Source organism: Bradyrhizobium sp. WBOS07 (genome assembly GCF_024585165.1).
Lineage (GTDB): Bacteria > Pseudomonadota > Alphaproteobacteria > Rhizobiales > Xanthobacteraceae > Bradyrhizobium > Bradyrhizobium japonicum_B.
On the sequence record NZ_CP029008.1, the window covers coordinates 5494808 to 5509434 of the forward strand.

General features: G+C 62.9%; 20 protein-coding genes and 1 pseudogene. 9 read left to right on the plus strand and 12 right to left on the minus strand.

The window, feature by feature from the left end:
• The first annotated feature begins 168 nt into the window (after positions 1 to 168).
• Positions 169 to 441, plus strand: a complete 273-nt coding sequence (locus DCM79_RS26125) for a bacterioferritin-associated ferredoxin (protein ID WP_257176983.1) — start codon at positions 169 to 171, stop codon at positions 439 to 441.
• Positions 442 to 574: 133 nt separating this feature from the next.
• A complete protein-coding gene (bfr, locus tag DCM79_RS26130; RefSeq protein ID WP_024339472.1) occupies positions 575 to 1063 on the plus strand; it encodes a bacterioferritin in 489 nt (162 codons plus the stop codon).
• Positions 1064 to 1193: 130 nt separating this feature from the next.
• Here bfr and DCM79_RS26135 read toward each other — a convergent pair whose 3' ends face one another.
• The 3 genes from DCM79_RS26135 to DCM79_RS26145 form a co-directional block, all read right to left on the minus strand.
• Positions 1194 to 1796, minus strand: coding sequence for an MSMEG_1061 family FMN-dependent PPOX-type flavoprotein (locus DCM79_RS26135; protein ID WP_257176984.1), 603 nt, complete (start codon positions 1794 to 1796; stop codon positions 1194 to 1196).
• 77 nt (positions 1797 to 1873) lie between these two features.
• Positions 1874 to 2227: a hypothetical protein gene (locus tag DCM79_RS26140; RefSeq protein WP_257176985.1), complete on the minus strand. Its 354-nt coding sequence runs from the start codon at positions 2225 to 2227 to the stop codon at positions 1874 to 1876.
• 150 nt (positions 2228 to 2377) lie between these two features.
• On the minus strand, positions 2378 to 3454 hold the full coding sequence (locus tag DCM79_RS26145; RefSeq protein ID WP_257180850.1) for an alpha/beta fold hydrolase: 1077 nt from the start codon (positions 3452 to 3454) through the stop codon (positions 2378 to 2380).
• A 137-nt stretch (positions 3455 to 3591) separates the two neighbouring features.
• Here DCM79_RS26145 and DCM79_RS26150 point away from each other — a divergent pair, with 137 nt between their 5' ends.
• Positions 3592 to 3858 (plus strand): DUF2277 domain-containing protein, encoded by a 267-nt coding sequence (locus DCM79_RS26150; RefSeq protein WP_028138136.1) that lies wholly within the window; start codon positions 3592 to 3594, stop codon positions 3856 to 3858.
• A gap of 164 nt (positions 3859 to 4022) precedes the next feature.
• Positions 4023 to 4244 (plus strand): hypothetical protein, encoded by a 222-nt coding sequence (locus DCM79_RS26155; protein WP_028138135.1) that lies wholly within the window; start codon positions 4023 to 4025, stop codon positions 4242 to 4244.
• A 150-nt stretch (positions 4245 to 4394) separates the two neighbouring features.
• Here the strand turns inward: DCM79_RS26155 and DCM79_RS26160 are convergent, their stop codons facing one another.
• The 3 genes from DCM79_RS26160 to DCM79_RS26170 form a co-directional block, all read right to left on the minus strand.
• A complete protein-coding gene (locus DCM79_RS26160; protein ID WP_257176986.1) occupies positions 4395 to 4907 on the minus strand; it encodes a collagen-like protein in 513 nt (170 codons plus the stop codon).
• A gap of 113 nt (positions 4908 to 5020) precedes the next feature.
• Positions 5021 to 5269: a helix-turn-helix domain-containing protein gene (locus DCM79_RS26165; protein ID WP_028138133.1), complete on the minus strand. Its 249-nt coding sequence runs from the start codon at positions 5267 to 5269 to the stop codon at positions 5021 to 5023.
• Between the two features lie 187 nt (positions 5270 to 5456).
• Positions 5457 to 6224: an SDR family NAD(P)-dependent oxidoreductase gene (locus DCM79_RS26170; RefSeq protein WP_028138132.1), complete on the minus strand. Its 768-nt coding sequence runs from the start codon at positions 6222 to 6224 to the stop codon at positions 5457 to 5459.
• Positions 6225 to 6335: 111 nt separating this feature from the next.
• Between DCM79_RS26170 and DCM79_RS26175 the strand changes: the two genes are divergently transcribed.
• Entirely contained in the window at positions 6336 to 6821 is a 486-nt protein-coding gene (locus tag DCM79_RS26175; protein ID WP_257176987.1) for a J domain-containing protein, read from the plus strand.
• 79 nt (positions 6822 to 6900) lie between these two features.
• Here DCM79_RS26175 and DCM79_RS26180 read toward each other — a convergent pair whose 3' ends face one another.
• The 3 genes from DCM79_RS26180 to DCM79_RS26190 all read right to left on the minus strand — a co-directional run bounded on the left by DCM79_RS26180 (position 6901) and on the right by DCM79_RS26190 (position 8215).
• Positions 6901 to 7152 carry a hypothetical protein gene (locus DCM79_RS26180; protein WP_257176988.1) on the minus strand — a complete coding sequence of 84 codons (252 nt, stop codon included), beginning with the start codon at positions 7150 to 7152 and terminating at the stop codon, positions 6901 to 6903.
• A gap of 241 nt (positions 7153 to 7393) precedes the next feature.
• Entirely contained in the window at positions 7394 to 7654 is a 261-nt protein-coding gene (locus DCM79_RS26185) for a hypothetical protein (protein WP_257176989.1), read from the minus strand.
• A 177-nt stretch (positions 7655 to 7831) separates the two neighbouring features.
• Positions 7832 to 8215, minus strand: coding sequence for a RidA family protein (locus tag DCM79_RS26190; RefSeq protein WP_257176990.1), 384 nt, complete (start codon positions 8213 to 8215; stop codon positions 7832 to 7834).
• Between the two features lie 324 nt (positions 8216 to 8539).
• Between DCM79_RS26190 and DCM79_RS26195 the strand changes: the two genes are divergently transcribed.
• Together DCM79_RS26195 and DCM79_RS26200 are read left to right on the plus strand one after the other, a co-directional pair.
• Entirely contained in the window at positions 8540 to 8974 is a 435-nt protein-coding gene (locus DCM79_RS26195) for a hypothetical protein (RefSeq protein WP_257176991.1), read from the plus strand.
• A gap of 185 nt (positions 8975 to 9159) precedes the next feature.
• Positions 9160 to 9383: pseudogene (locus tag DCM79_RS26200) on the plus strand (DUF6429 family protein).
• 144 nt (positions 9384 to 9527) lie between these two features.
• Here DCM79_RS26200 and DCM79_RS26205 read toward each other — a convergent pair.
• Positions 9528 to 10040 (minus strand): mismatch-specific DNA-glycosylase, encoded by a 513-nt coding sequence (locus DCM79_RS26205; protein ID WP_257176992.1) that lies wholly within the window; start codon positions 10038 to 10040, stop codon positions 9528 to 9530.
• A 194-nt stretch (positions 10041 to 10234) separates the two neighbouring features.
• Here DCM79_RS26205 and DCM79_RS26210 point away from each other — a divergent pair, with 194 nt between their 5' ends.
• Positions 10235 to 11026, plus strand: a complete 792-nt coding sequence (locus DCM79_RS26210; protein ID WP_257176993.1) for a hypothetical protein — start codon at positions 10235 to 10237, stop codon at positions 11024 to 11026.
• A 116-nt stretch (positions 11027 to 11142) separates the two neighbouring features.
• A complete protein-coding gene (locus DCM79_RS26215; RefSeq protein WP_257176994.1) occupies positions 11143 to 11430 on the plus strand; it encodes a hypothetical protein in 288 nt (95 codons plus the stop codon).
• Positions 11431 to 12292: 862 nt separating this feature from the next.
• Here DCM79_RS26215 and DCM79_RS26220 read toward each other — a convergent pair.
• Positions 12293 to 12676, minus strand: a complete 384-nt coding sequence (locus DCM79_RS26220; RefSeq protein ID WP_257176995.1) for a hypothetical protein — start codon at positions 12674 to 12676, stop codon at positions 12293 to 12295.
• A 9-nt stretch (positions 12677 to 12685) separates the two neighbouring features.
• Positions 12686 to 14584, minus strand: a complete 1899-nt coding sequence (gene thiC, locus DCM79_RS26225) for a phosphomethylpyrimidine synthase ThiC (protein WP_257176996.1) — start codon at positions 14582 to 14584, stop codon at positions 12686 to 12688.
• Positions 14585 to 14627 lie beyond the last annotated feature (43 nt).

Sequence of the window (14627 nt, forward strand, 5' to 3'; positions counted from 1 at the left end):
CGACTAGATCCGCTCTAATCTTGATCCACCGCAACGCCGGGTTTCGAAGCCCATCTAGGCTGTCCGTGGGCCAGTTTGGAATAGCTTAAAATACCGGTTTTTCCTTTTGCATCCGGCCGGCCCGTTAAATATCGATGATGACGCATCACCGAAGGGCCTGCCGCTTCCATGATCGTTTGTTCCTGTAACGTGCTGAGCGATGACGATATCCGCGCCGCCGTCGCCGAGTCCGACGACGCCGTGCGCCATGCCAAGCAGGTCTATGGGTGCCTCGGCTGCAGCGCCGAATGCGGCCGCTGCGCGCGGACCATCAAGACCATCATCGACGAAGCCCTTGGCCCCTGCGCCCAGTCCTGCTGTGCCGGCTGCCCGCACAGCCACACGGTGGCCGCCAACGACGAGACGGCCGCGCCCGCCCAGTTCGCCCTCGCGGCTTGCTGACGTCTCCCGCCGGATCCGCAGAGCTTTTCCCCGGCTGCGTCTCGGTAGCCAGTTGCCCTCATCCGCAAATTGACTTAGAAACGTTCTAAATTCGGTTTAGGGCCGATTTGGAATGCAAGAGCTGGAGTGAACCATGCAGGGCGACGCAAAAGTCATCGACTATCTCAACAAGGCGCTGCGTCACGAACTGACTGCGATCAACCAGTACTGGCTGCACTACCGCTTCCTCGACAATTGGGGCCTGCTCGACATGGCCAAGGTCTGGCGCAAGGAGTCCATCGAGGAGATGGAGCATGCCGACAAGCTCACCGCGCGCATTCTGTTCCTCGACGGTTTCCCGAACATGCAGGTGCTCGATCCGCTGCGCATCGGCCAGAACGTCAAGGAGATCATCGAGTGCGACCTCGCCGCCGAAATGAGCGCGCGGGCACTCTACCAGGAAGCGGCGACCTACTGCCACGGCGCCAAGGACTACGTCACGCGCGACCTGTTCGAGAAGTTGATGAGCGACGAGGAACACCACATCGACTTCCTCGAAACCCAGCTCGACCTGATCGGCCGCATCGGCCTCGAACTCTACACCCAGAAGCACGTCGGCGGGCTCGAGGGCGAGGGGCATTAGGCCCTGGCTCCGGCCCATCCATTCGTCATGGCCGGGCTTGACCCGGCCATCCACGTGTTGCCGCGCGACGCAGACGTGGATGCCCGGGACAAGCCCGGGCATGACGGTTCGTTTGTGGAACCACGCCCAACTACAACTGCGTCTTGTAGAGCTCTTCCACGCTCTCCTGGCTGGCCGGTTCGCCGAGGCCGGTCTGGTCGTGAATGACCGTGACGATGCTCGGCATCACCGAGCGCTGCACCTTGTCCGACGACCATAGCTTCGAGCGCATCAGCGCCTTGCCGCAGTGGAAATAGACTTCGCTGACGGCGACGTTCAGCACCGCGCGCGGCGGCTTGCCGAACTCGATCATGGATGCGAGCAGGTCCGGATCGGCCGAGAGCGTGCCGCGTCCACCGACGCGCAGCGTCTCGTCGATGCCGGGAACGAAGAACAACAGCTGCACGAAGCCCGAGCCCTCGACGACGTTGCGAAAACTGTCGATCCGGTTGTTGCCGGAGCGGTCGGGCATCAACAGCTGGTTGGGACCGGCGACGTGGACGAAGCCGATCCCGCCGCCGCGCGGCGAGGCATCGACGCTGCCGTCCGCTCCCGATGTCGCGAGCACGCAGAACGGCGACATCTCGATGAACTTCTTCGCATGCGCGTCGATCGCGGGACGCGCTTTCGCAATCACGCGCGGGCTCGGCTTGGCATAGATGGTGGCGAGGTCTTTGGCGCAAAGATCGGTCAACCGCGTGCCTCCGCATCGGATTGGCGGCAACTTACCCGATCGGGCCGTTGCCAGCCAATGGAATCCATCAAGGCGCGCTAAACCGCATCCGCCGGCACGAAGCAGCTGATGATGATGGCGCCGCGGTGGTGGACGTACCACACGACGGCTTGGCCGACCGGATTGCCCTGGTCGCGGATCACCGCGCGCCCGGGCACCTCCATCCATTGTCCTTCGATCGGCACCCAATAGGCGCCGCCGCGCACGTCGTACTCGGTACGATGGCCGTCGGAGATGTCGCAGCAGGGCACGCCGTTCGGCGCGATGACGCTCTTGAACCAGGCGCGGATGTCGGGCGGAACATGGTCGTATTGACCATTGTCGCGCGCGAACGCGGCGCTCGTCAGCGCCGTCATCGCGGCCAGCCAAACGCACAATGCGAGGCTGCGCATGCGGTCCTCCTCGTCGCGTGTCGTGCGATCGGCGCGCAATGGTCTCGCGCGTCGATTCGCATCGTTGGCGCGATTAAGCCCGAGCTCTCAGCGCATTGCATGCTCAAATAATATGCGGCGCCGACGCCTCGCACATGATGCGTTGCAAAATCAGCGGCGCGCCGATTCCATGGTTTGCTGGGGCGTGCTCTCCAGCCATTGCCTGATCTGCTCGCTGTAGAACTTCGCATTGCCGGTGGTGCCGTGGCCGCGAGTCTCGGCGCTGGCGGGGATCAGGTACAGCTTGCCGTTCTTGACCCGCTTCATCGCCGCGTCGGTGATGCCGGTCTCGGGCGGATTGCGCTCGTCGTCGGCGGAATTGATCAGGAGCAGCGACGCTTCGATGGCCTCCAGCTTCTCGCCCGCATTGTAGTCGTGTGAGGACTCCCACTGGTAGACGAAGTCGTTGGCGTCCGCCGTGATCGGCGTCGCGAGCCGGTCATCGACCATCTTGTCGGCCTTGGCCGCGGTCGGCGCCTGCGCTTGATAGGCGAGCGTGCCGCCGATGCTGGCGATGCCGTAGGCCGTGACGGCGTACTTCATCATGCGCGGCTGGCTGGTGTAGTTGCCGCCATTGTAGTCCGGATCATTGCGGATGGTGTCGAGCATGATCCGCCGCATCATCCAGTTGCGCGAGGCCATCTCGGTCGGCTGCGAGGCCATCGGAATCAGCGCGTCCATCGCCTTCGGATATTTCTCGCCCCACAGCCAGGTGTGCATGCCGCCCATCGAATTGCCGATGACGAGCCGCAAATGCTTGACGCCGAGGCCCTCCGTCACCAGCCGGTACTGCGCCTCGACCATGTCGTCGTAATTGTATTTCGGAAAGCTCGTCTTCATGCCGTCGGACGGCTTCGACGATTTGCCGTGGCCGATGTTGTCGGGAAGGATGATGTAGTACTTGGCGGCGTCGAGCGGTTGCCCAGGGCCGAACAGCTCGCCGCCGAAGGAGGGTCCCAGCATGCCGGTGCCCGAGCCGCCCGTGCCATGCAGCACCAGCACCGGCTGGCCCGAGGGCTCGCCGACCGTGGTGTAATGCAGCTTCAGCTCAGGCATGACCTCGCCGGTGTGGAACTTGAAATCCTTGGCGATCCAGTCGCCCTGCCTGGGGGCGGGATAGTCGGCGGCCGTCGCCGACATCGAAAAGGACAACAGGACGGTCGATAGCGCGGCGCAAAGCGCCTTCATGTCTCTCATGTCTCTCTCCCCGTTGCGGCTCGTCGTCAGCGGCCGCGTTGCGATGGAACTTAGCAGAAATGCGGGGAAGGATGTAGGATTTCGGCTGCGCCGATCGTCTTCATGGAAACATCCGGAGAGAGGCCTGCATGTGCCGCAACATCAAGACGCTGTTCAACTTCGAGCCGCCGGCGACGGAGGACGAGATCCATGCCAGCGCGCTGCAATTCGTGCGAAAATTGTCCGGCTTCAACAAGCCGTCGCAGGCCAATGAGGCGGCGTTCGACCGTGCGGTGGCGGAAGTCTCGGAGGCCGCGCGAAGATTGCTGAGCTCGCTGCACACCCATGCGCCGGCGCGCGACCGCGAGGTCGAGGCGGAGCGGGCCAGGGAGCGCTCGCGGCTGCGGTTCGGCTAAAGGAAGATCATGCGCAAACGACACTCTCAAGCGATGACAATTCGTCCAAGTCTCATCGCGCTTTAGCAGCGCCGACCACTCCTTCCGTGATCTGGCTCACGGTATGGGCGGCCCGGCCTTGCCATGATGTCCGCCGGGGTTTTTGACAGCCCGGGAGCACGATCATGAGCCGCCCCCTTCTTCCTCTGAAAGCAGGTGCCATCGTTCTCACGCTGCTATGGACGGCGTGGATGATGTGGTGGAGCGGCTCGTTCTCGAGCGCCCAGGTGATCATCCTTGCCCTGTGCGGCGCGGCGGTCGGCTATCTCTGGTATCGCGCCATGCGCTGGCAGTTCGAGCGCATGGGCTTGCTGCCGCACAAGGACGATGCGTCCGGCGCGTCCTGATCTTTCTCGTGTCCCGGACGCGGTGCGGCGCGAAGTGCCGCTCTGCAGAGCCGGGACCCATTCATCGTCGGCGCAGATCTCGGTGATATGGGCCCCGGCTCAGCAGCGCAGCATTGCATGCCGCGCTACGTCCGGGGCACCGCCATGCTGCTAGTCCTCGTCGACGTGCTTTTTCTTTTTCTTCTTTTTCTTGTGCCCGCCGCCGTCGTCGCTCTCGTCAACAATGGCTTCATCGGGCTCCTGAACGGCGGCCGCCAGCGCTTCGCGCTCGGCGGCCTCGCGCTCGCGCTGGCGGCGGCGTTCGTCCCAGGCATCGAACAGCTGATCGAGCCACGGCAGCACCTGCTCGATCGAGGGCAATTGGCCGGGCGGACCAGGTTCGCCGCGCGGGCCTTGCGGCCCCGTCGGCCCCTGCGGTCCGGCAGGTCCCTGCGCGCCGACTGGCCCGCGCGGGCCGGCTTCGCCCTGCTTGCCTTGCGGACCGGGCTTGCCAGGCGGGCCGGCCCTTCCGATCGGCCCCGGCTTGCCCTGCGGCCCCGGCTTGCCGCGCGCACCGTCGGGCCCACGCCGTCCCGGATGACCCTGCGGCCCAGGCCGTCCCGGCTCGCCCTGCCGTCCGCGCGGGCCCTGAGGTCCCGGCCGTCGTCCTTGATCGTCTGCCACGCCACTGCTCCCTTAACCCGAAGCAAGCTACTTAGCGGCGTTTGACGACAGCAGCAATTCCGCGCCCGCGCCTCGCGCGACGCGGGTCAACGTCGATGCGCGCGGCCCGCGCGCTAGTCCTGATACGCAGGCACCTCGATGCCGGATGCGGCATAGAGCTTGATCTTGTTGCGCAGCGTGCGCACCGACAGGCCGAGCACGCGCGAGGCGCGGGTGCGGTTGCCGTCGCAGCGCGCCAGCGTCTGCAGCACGAGCTCGCGTTCGACCTCGTCGACGGTGGCGCCGATCAGAAGTGGAACGATCTGGTTAGGGGCAAGAAATTGGGCGCCCGGCTCGGACGCAGCGACGTGAACAGTGGTCATCGATACACTCCCCGATCAACGCCCGCTTCCATCGTTGGAAGCGGATCGAGAACAAACGACCCCCAAGCCGTAGATCTACGGTGATCCGGTTTGGTTAATGAAAGGTTAATTGCGGGGCGCCGCACCAGATGACCTCAGGAATGCCGCGAAGCCGCCGCGATTGGCGGCGGCTTCGTGATGAATCCGGTCATACCGTCCGATAGCCGCCGTCCACCATCACGATCGTTCCGGTGACATAGGCTGACAGGTCCGAGGCGAGGAAGAGCGCGGGCCCGACGATATCCTCGGGCTTGCCGGTGCGCGCCAGCGGGGTGTGGTCGACGAAGGCCTGCACCAGCGCCGGATTGGTCGCGCGCACGTTGGCGTTGATGTTGGTCTCGATGAAGCCCGGCCCGATCGCGTTGACGCGCACCCCCTCCTTGCCGAGCTCGACCGCGAGCGCCTTGGTGAAGCCGAGCACGCCGTGCTTCGAGGTGGTGTAGGCCGCCGAGCTCGGCGTGCGCAGATGCACGAAGGACTGGATCGAGCCGATGTTGACGATGCGGCCCTTGCTGGCGCGCAAGGGAGCGAGGAAGGCCTGCGTCATGTTGAAGACGCCGTTGAGGTTGAGCGAGATGATGTCGTTCCAGTCCTTCGCCACCGTCTCGGTCTCGGCGGTGAAGGCGTTGCGGCGGGTGATGCCGGCATTGTTGACGAGGATCGAGACCTGCCCGACCTTGTCGGCGACCTGGCTAGCCAGCGCGAAGCAATCCTCGCGCCGGGTGACATCAAGCGCAAAGCTCTCGGCCTTGCCGCCCGAATTTCGGATCTCCTGCGCGGCCTCCGCGACGGTGTCGGAATTGACGTCGAGCAGCACCACCTGCGCGCCCTCGCGCGCATAGCCGGCGGCGATGGCGCGACCGATGCCGGAACCGGCGCCCGTGACGACGGCGATGTGGTTTGCGAGCAAGGCCATGACATTTTCCTCCCGATTTCGTTTCGAAGTTTCACGAAACGCTAACTCGAAATTAAGGGGCCGGAAACGGCAGCCTTGGCATACTGATCGTGATTGCTAAACGTTGCGCGCATGATGGAACGGCTGGACTCTTGGAAACTCGCCCTCGAACGGCTGCGGTCGGCGCCATCCGCCGACTTCGCCGAGGCGGGCCGGCTCGTGGCCGAGATCGCGCGGTCGAGCGTCGATGTCACGCTGCGCCAGGCGGCGGAGCAGGCGCTTCCGGTGCTGCGCCAGGCAGCAGGCAACGACGATCACGGCGTGACGCTGGCGGCGCAGCGCCGCCTCGGCGTGGTGCTCGAGGTCGTCCATGATCTGACCGCGCCGCGCTTCGGCCGCCGCAACGCCATGCCGAAGAAGCTCTCCCGCGAGGATCACGCCCGCCAGATGCTCGGCCTGCCGCTCGCGGTGCAGCTGACCTGCGAGGACATCAACCAGGCCTATCGCCGCGCGGCCAAGGGCATGCATCCCGACCATGGCGGCAGCGCGCAAGCCTTCATCGACCTCGCCGCCGCACGCGACGTCCTGATCCATCCCGGCGCGCACAAGGACGCGTGAGCGTCTCGGGTCTTCGAAAAGCAAACCGGGCAAGGACGCCCGCGTCCTTGCCCGGTTCTTCGTCCGCCGATCGATTACCTTACCACTTGCAGCTGCCGCTCTTGAGCGCGGCGTCCTTCACCGCGAGTGCGTCGATGAAGGTCGCGACGCTCGGGCTGGCGCGGTGATAGCCGGCCGGCCACGGCGTGGTCGGGATGCTCTCGTCCCAGATCTGGCAGAAGCCGCTGTCCTGCCAGCGGATCAGGTGGTAGCCGGCCTCGGCGGGGCTCGCCGCGACGAAGGCGGTGACGGCAAGGCCGGTGGCGGCGCACAGCAGGGAAATACGACGCATGATCTGCTCCTCAAATGAATGATGTGATGCGCCTCCCGGCAATGACGGGGAGGGCGGGTGCCGGACGCTCTTGGTCGATGCGCCCCGGACAAGATGTGAGTAGTTCCGCCTGCCGGTCAGGTTCAACGAACGCGCGCGGGAGATGGCCGATCGGGGACGGAAAAATACGCGGTCCTGCCAAAGATAAGGGGCGGACCGCCTGCGCGATCCGCCCCTGAAATCCGCGTCTGTTGCGGTGCTTCTAAAGCGTGCAGCGGCGCTCGCCGCGCATCTTGATCTGGAGATCGGAGGCCTGCTGGAAGGTCGGGAACGGCTTGCTGACGACCTTGTAGGTCGAGGTCCCGATCTGGAGCGGCTTCATCTGCAGGTCCTCGTTCCAGACCTGGCAGATGCCGGTGTTGTCCCAGCGGATCACGTAATAGCCGACCTTCGCGGAGGCGGGCACGGCGAACACGGAACTGGCGATGCCGGCAACGGCACTGAGCGCGAGAAGGCGACGCATGAAATAACTCCTGTGGGATATGGACCGGAAAAACTCGTGCGGTAAAAGCAGGTCCTTTGCAAGCGAGTGAGCCGCCACTCACGGACATGTCAGCCCTGCCTTGCGCATTCGGTTCGGCCGCGTGCCCTGCGGGCCACAGCCAGCTGACGTGAGCCTGACATGGCCCTTATTTGAAGCTCACTTCGCCAGCGAGGCCACCGCCTCGATCTCGATCAGCATCTCCGGTCTCGGCAGCGCCTGCACCACGCAGGTCGTCCGCGCCGGGTAGGGCGGCGGGCCGAAGGCGCCGGCATAGAGCGCATTCATGGCGGCGACGTCGGAGGCGCGGGTCAGGAGCACGTTGACCTTGGCGAGGTCGCGGATGCCGGCGCCGGCCTCGTCCAGCACGCGCTTGATGTTGACGACGACATTGGCGAACTGCGCCTCGAAGCCATCAGGCAGCGCGCCGTTGGCATCGAAGCCCGGAATGCCCGAGACGAAAAGGAGATCGCCGACCCGCGTCGCAAAGGACAGCGGCGGCGCCTTGACGTGCGGCGGGGCAGCGAAATGCTGGATCGGCATGGGATCACCTCGAAGGATAGTCGCTGATGCCACAAGCGTAGCGGCAGGCGAGGGGGCCTCAAACCAAAAAATGCAAAAAACAACCCCATGCACAGTAGGAGTCCAGCGGAAATCATCGGCTTTTTTGGAATGCTGAAATGTCGAAATTAGCATTGCTCCGTCGGGCAAAACAGGAGCAGGATGGCATGGTGGACTGGGCTCGGCCCCAAGCTCCGCTGTCATGTCCCGATTGACGCCGTCCCCCATCATGTTGCCGCCCCGATCGATCAGATACATTCGCGCGTCTGATTCGAATCCCCCTCAGAAACAGCCCCGGAGACCCCCATGAAGCTCGCATCCACCGTCCGCGCCGCGCTGGTCGCCATCGCCGCATTTGCCGGCCTCTCGACCGCGGCGCAGGCCGACAGCGGTTTCGTGACGCTGACGATCTACAAGGCGGGCTGGATCATCGGCGGCTCCGGCGGGAGCGGCGTGCTCAACTTCCGCGGCCGCACCTATGGGCTCTCCACCGGCGGCCTCGACTACGGCCTCGTCTTCGGCGGCTCCAAGACAGTGCTGCGCGGCCGCGTCAGCAACATCAACCGTCCCTCCGACGTCGCCGGCGTCTACGGCGCCGCCGGTGCCGGCCTTGCCGTCGGCCGCGGCGCCCGCGCCATCGTGCTGACCAACCAGAAGGGCGCGGTGCTGGAGCTGACCGGTCACCAGGTCGGCCTGATGGCGAACGCCGATCTCAGCGGCCTCGCGATCACGATGCGGTAGGGCGCAGGTCGCGTAGGGTGGGCAAAGGCGCAAAGCGCCGTGCCCACGATCTCTTCACGATCGCGACAAGTGGTGGGCACGCCTTCGCTCTTCGAGCTCCGGCGGACAAGCCGCTTGGCTAGCGCCGTTGCAGATTGTCGATTGCCGAATAGGATGGCCGCAACACGGTTCGCGAGGAGGTCGATATGGCCATCAACACGGACAAGATCGACGACGCGGCGCTCGCTCTGCTCTATCTGACCCTGCACGACGGCTATCGGGCGTGGAAGGGTTTTGATTGGGGCGTGCTCGGCCGCCTGCATGACAAGGGCATATCGACGATCCCGTCGGCAAGGTGAAGTCGGTGGTGTTCACGGACGAAGGCCTCGAACGCGCGAAGACGCTGTTCAAGGAATTGTTCGAGGAATGATGCGTTGCGTAGGGTGGGTTAGCCGCTCACGAGCGCGGTCCGTCAACACGGAACGGCGCAAGGCGTAACCCACCACTTGCGGCGACCGAAGCGGTGGGTTACGCCGCGCGACCGCGCTTCGCGCCGCCGCGCAGCTAACCCACCCTACGAAGAAATCCACGCCGAAAGCTCGCGCCAGGGCCTGATGGTCCAACTCCCCGACGCCGCGCCCGACGGCGACGGCAGCACAAAAATCTCCGGCAGGCTCGCCTCGCGCACCTGCCGCCCCAGCGCGATCCCGCGCGACGGCCGTCCGTAAAACAAGCTCGCCGCCTTCTTGCTCGTGAACGCAATCGTCCGCGGCCGATACTTGTCCATCTTCGCCCGAAAGCCCGCCACGTCGATCGCCTCCGCCGCGATCTGGTGATCCATCCCGGCGCCCGTCTTGCAGAGATCGGTGAAGCCGATCCCGAGCACGATCAGCGATGCGAATTCGCTCGGCTGATAGCGCCGCGGCGTGATCCCGGCCTCATGGATCGCGCGCCAGAAACGGTTGCCGGGATGGGCGTAGTAGTGCCCGAGCTCGGCCGAGCGCGTCGAGGCGGCGGTGCCGACGAAAACGAGGCGGAGGTTGGGGCGGAGGAGGTCGGGGAGGTGGGGGAAGGCAGCCTTAGGCAAATAGCGGTCCGTGGGATCATTAGAGCGCAGTATGCTCGTCGTCATTTCGTGGTTGATCCTAAGAGTTGACCGAGCATGTGGATAGCTTCCGTTGAGAGCTTTCCAATCACAATTGTTCCTGTTACGTTCTCCGATCGATCTTCTACCTCTGTCGTTCTCTCGATCTCATTGCGCTTTGAGGAGTGCACCGTTCGATGCTGGATCAGGCACCTGAAGAAGAGGTTGGGGTATATGGGGATCGGTATTGCGCGTTCGTCGATATCCTTGGCTTCCGGCAACTGATCGACCGCCTAAGCACTGAGTCAAGTCAGTTCGAAGCGCTGCGAACGCTGCTCGCAAGAGTGCATGGAGCTAAGTCCGGCGGTGCAAGCGAGCAACAGTCCGACTTTCGCGCGCAGAGCATCTCCGATGCTGTTGCGATCTCGACTTTGCCTACGCCTAGCGGCCTAGCTGATATCTTCAATGCTCTGGAATTGTTGGCCGTTGATCTGCTAGTAGAAGGATATTTTATTCGTGGTGCAGTTGTACGGGCGCCGCTTTATCACGACGACAAGATGGTATTCGGCAGGGCGCTTGTACAAGCCTACAGCCTCGAATCAGAAGTCGTTAAATTTCCTCGCATCATGGTCGCGCGAAATGTCCGCGACGATATCATTCGTTTCTCAGCCGATTCCAAGCTTCGCGTGAATTCTCCTGACGCGAAGTGCTTGCTGCAGTCTTTAGATGGTCCAATGTACCTCGATATCTTGGGACCAGTTGTCTCCCTGCTGAAGAAGAACGAGCATCCATTCCAGAAGCTTACTCCGGAAGAGAAGGTGAGGCATCGCAAGTATCTTGGTATCCGTGAACGAATTCAGCAGCGCTATGAGGAGTCGATGGACTCTCCCCGGCATTTTGAGAAGGTTCGATGGTTCGCTCAATACTGGAATAAGGCAATTCCGAACGAGCTCAACCTTCGGATACGGGACGCGGATCGAACGTTTTAGAGTCCAAGGTTCGGCGCCGACTGAGTTTTTTCCTAACGAGCTCTGGCAATTGGACGAAGTATCCCATATCTAGTCAAAGTTTAGGGCATGAATAATGTAAACCATTGGAGGAACACGTGAAAGTGCCTGAAGTAGCTAGTCGACTGCGTGCTATCGCCACTAAATTGAAGCTCTCGCGCCCAAGTGAAGCCAACGAACTAGTTGAGTTAGCCGATGAATTGCGGCGTAGGTCGTCAATCGGTACTCGAGCGGCGGCAACCAGTACGCCGATGACGCCCGAACTCGCGCAGGATATTCGGGACTACGCGAAGGCTAACCCCGGGCTGTCACAGCAAGCAATTGCAGAGGCATTCAACGTCAATCATGGTCGCGTCAGCGAGGCCATTCGAGGTAAACGAGCCTAACGCTGCTCGGTCAAAACGGCCAATAAAACCCAATAAAACAAAGCCTTTGGCTTGTGGTCGTTGTTCTCAAAGTCGAGAATGATGAAAGCATCATTCTCGATTCTTGGTGATTCATGCAAAACACGTCGCACGCCGTCATGTCTCAGCGGACGGAGTCCAAAACTAGTGCCGACGATTTTCCTACTCCGCCTTGGGCAACCCGGGCGTTGATCGAGCACGTCTTGCGGGAGAAGACCGCGTTGAAACGCCTGACATGCTGGGAGCCCGCCTGTGGAGCAGGTCACATGTCTAAGGTCCTAGTAGATTATTTCGGAGTGGTTCGTTCCTCAGATGCGTACCAGTACGGATACGGAAGCACCTTTGATTTTGTGAAAATGCGACCTCAGGACCACACTTGTGACTGGGTCATAACCAACCCACCATTTAAGCATGCCCAAGCGTTTGTGTTGAACGCCCTAGAAGTCGCCAAGAGTGGCGTGGCGATTTTGGCTCGTAGCGTATTTCTTGAAAGTGTTGGGAGATACCGCTCGGTATTCCGAGACAGGCCGCCTAGTGCTTTTGCGCAATTCGTCGAGCGTGTCCCAATGGTCAAGGGCCGGTTAGACCAGAAGGCGTCCACCGCAACGGGCTACGCCTGGTTCGTCTGGCGAAGGGAAGACGTCATGGGCGCACCTAGGCTGATTTGGATACCTCCTTGCAGAAAGGAGTTAGAGCGGACGGGGGACTATGATCCGTCACCCTCTACTGCAGTCAAAGGTGCAAGCGGTTACGCCGCAAATTTGGAAGTGTGAACTCTATTTCAACACCCGAGTGCTCCACTTCTCGCTGCTTCCAATATCGTAACCTGGGCTATGTTTGGGTATCATTTCTTCGGAAGCGACCATACTGCATGGACGCGATGGAGTTCAGCTACCCAGCACTTTTCGATGTTCTTGGTGTCTCTCCCGAGCAGTTTTGCAAGTTCGAAAAAGCCTGGTCCGGGTTGCATGTCACCGAGCTTGTGGACGACAACCACAGTAAGCATCCCTCGTCCCGCTGCGTCCTCTTCGGATGATACCTCACCCAAGAGATGAAAAAGACGGGGATCGTGCGGTTCGAGGCGGATGCTTTGAATCTGCCTCACGAGATCCGAGTATGCGATCATTCCCCGTAGCTTTGCTCGCTCGACCATGATCGAGCGAGCTTCCTGCTTCGCTGATTCCCAGTCCTTTCCTGAGAATCCATGCTTCATCTCTTTGCGGAGCATTGCGCCCTCTCACAACACCCGATTGCTCTCCTTCACCTTCTCCGCATCCAGATACAAGCTCTCGCCCATCTCCTTGAACTTCGCGCTCATCTGCTTCATGCCGTCCTCGGCGGTGCCGGCCATCGACATCCCCACGCTGTTCGGATCGTTCAGCGTCGCCGCGTAATCCCGCACGTCCTGCGTGATCTTCATCGAGCAGAATTTCGGGCCGCACATCGAGCAGAAATGGGCGACCTTGTGAGCTTCCTTCGGCAGGGTCTCGTCGTGGAAGTTTTTGGCGGTCTCGGGGTCGAGGCCGAGGTTGAACTGGTCGGTCCAGCGGAATTCGAACCGGGCGCGGGAGAGGGCGTCGTCGCGCAGCTGCGCGGCGGGGTGGCCCTTGGCGAGGTCGGCGGCGTGGGCGGCGATCTTGTAGGTGATGACGCCGGTCTTGACGTCGTTGCGGTCGGGTAGGCCGAGATGCTCCTTCGGCGTGACGTAGCAGAGCATGGCGCAGCCGAACCAGCCGATCATGGCCGCGCCGATGCCCGAGGTGATGTGGTCATAGCCCGGCGCGATGTCGGTGGTCAGCGGCCCCAGCGTGTAGAACGGCGCCTCGCCGCATTCCTTGAGCTGCTTGTCCATGTTGATCTTGATCTTGTGCATCGGCACGTGGCCGGGGCCTTCGATCATGACCTGGCAACCCCGGTCCCACGCGATCTTGGTGAGCTCGCCGAGCGTCTCCAGCTCGGCGAACTGCGCGCGGTCGTTGGCGTCGGCGATCGAGCCCGGGCGCAGGCCGTCGCCGAGCGAGAACGAGACGTCGTACTTGCGCATGAGGTCGCAGATCTCGTCGAAATGCGTGTAGAGGAAGCTCTCCTTGTGGTGCGCCAGGCACCACTTCGCCATGATCGAGCCGCCGCGGCTGACGATGCCCGTGACGCGGCTGGCGGTGAGGTGGATGTATTGCAGGCGCACGCCGGCGTGGATGGTGAAATAGTCGACGCCCTGCTCGCACTGCTCGATCAGCGTGTCCTTGTAAAGCTCCCAGGTCAGCTTGACCGGATCGCCGTTGCACTTCTCCAGGGCCTGATAGATCGGCACGGTGCCGATCGGCACCGGCGAGTTGCGCAAAATCCATTCGCGCGTGGTGTGGATGTTGCGGCCCGTCGAGAGGTCCATCACGGTGTCGGCGCCCCAGCGGATCGCCCACACCATCTTCTCGACCTCCTCCTCGACCGACGAGGTCACGGCGGAGTTGCCGATATTGGCGTTGATCTTGGTCAGGAAGTTGCGGCCGATGATCATCGGCTCGAGCTCGGAGTGGTTGATGTTGCAGGGGATGATCGCGCGGCCGCGCGCGATCTCGTCGCGCACGAACTCCGGCGTGATGAAGGCGGGCACCGAGGCGCCGAAGCTTTCGCCGTCGGCGAGGGCGGCTTCCGCGCGCTCGAGCTGCTGCTTGCGGCCGAGGTTCTCGCGCGCGGCGACGTAGATCATCTCCTTGGTGACGATGCCGGCGCGGGCGAATTCGAGCTGGGTGATCTTGTGGCCGTCGAGGCCGCGCAGCGGCTTGTGATAGGCCGAGAAGGCGCGCGCGGCCTTGTCGGTGGAGACGCTGCCGTTGTCCTCCGGCTTGACCTGGCGGCCCTCATATTCCTCGACGCCGCCGCGCTCCAGCACCCATTGCTTGCGGTTGCGCGCGAGGCCAGCGTTGACGTCGATGGTGACGGAGGGATCGGTGTAGGGGCCCGAGGTGTCGTACACCGGCAGGTTCGGCTCGCCGGCGCCTTCGGACAGGATGATCTCGCGCAGCGGCACGCGCAGATCGGGCGCGGCGTCGGGGCTCGCGAAGATCTTGCGCGAGGAGGGAAGGGGACCGGTGGTGACGGCGGGCACGGTTTTCTCGGGATTGGAGCGGATGTTCATGGGATCCTCCGGTTTAATTCGTTGAGGTCGCGGCGCGAGAGGC

Bases quoted from the DNA above. Each gene is read 5' to 3' on its own strand.
- DCM79_RS26125 (WP_257176983.1), top strand. From the start codon at position 169: ATGATCGTTTGTTCCTGTAACGTGCTGAGCGATGACGATATCCGCGCC.
- bfr (WP_024339472.1), top strand. From the start codon at position 575: ATGCAGGGCGACGCAAAAGTCATCGACTATCTCAACAAGGCGCTGCGT.
- DCM79_RS26140 (WP_257176985.1), bottom strand. From the start codon at position 2,227: ATGCGCAGCCTCGCATTGTGCGTTTGGCTGGCCGCGATGACGGCGCTG.
- DCM79_RS26145 (WP_257180850.1), bottom strand. From the start codon at position 3,454: ATGAAGGCGCTTTGCGCCGCGCTATCGACCGTCCTGTTGTCCTTTTCG.
- DCM79_RS26150 (WP_028138136.1), top strand. From the start codon at position 3,592: ATGTGCCGCAACATCAAGACGCTGTTCAACTTCGAGCCGCCGGCGACG.
- DCM79_RS26155 (WP_028138135.1), top strand. From the start codon at position 4,023: ATGAGCCGCCCCCTTCTTCCTCTGAAAGCAGGTGCCATCGTTCTCACG.
- DCM79_RS26165 (WP_028138133.1), bottom strand. From the start codon at position 5,269: ATGACCACTGTTCACGTCGCTGCGTCCGAGCCGGGCGCCCAATTTCTT.
- DCM79_RS26170 (WP_028138132.1), bottom strand. From the start codon at position 6,224: ATGGCCTTGCTCGCAAACCACATCGCCGTCGTCACGGGCGCCGGTTCC.
- DCM79_RS26175 (WP_257176987.1), top strand. From the start codon at position 6,336: ATGATGGAACGGCTGGACTCTTGGAAACTCGCCCTCGAACGGCTGCGG.
- DCM79_RS26180 (WP_257176988.1), bottom strand. From the start codon at position 7,152: ATGCGTCGTATTTCCCTGCTGTGCGCCGCCACCGGCCTTGCCGTCACC.
- DCM79_RS26185 (WP_257176989.1), bottom strand. From the start codon at position 7,654: ATGCGTCGCCTTCTCGCGCTCAGTGCCGTTGCCGGCATCGCCAGTTCC.
- DCM79_RS26190 (WP_257176990.1), bottom strand. From the start codon at position 8,215: ATGCCGATCCAGCATTTCGCTGCCCCGCCGCACGTCAAGGCGCCGCCG.
- DCM79_RS26195 (WP_257176991.1), top strand. From the start codon at position 8,540: ATGAAGCTCGCATCCACCGTCCGCGCCGCGCTGGTCGCCATCGCCGCA.
- DCM79_RS26210 (WP_257176993.1), top strand. From the start codon at position 10,235: ATGCTGGATCAGGCACCTGAAGAAGAGGTTGGGGTATATGGGGATCGG.
- DCM79_RS26220 (WP_257176995.1), bottom strand. From the start codon at position 12,676: ATGCTCCGCAAAGAGATGAAGCATGGATTCTCAGGAAAGGACTGGGAA.
- thiC (WP_257176996.1), bottom strand. From the start codon at position 14,584: ATGAACATCCGCTCCAATCCCGAGAAAACCGTGCCCGCCGTCACCACC.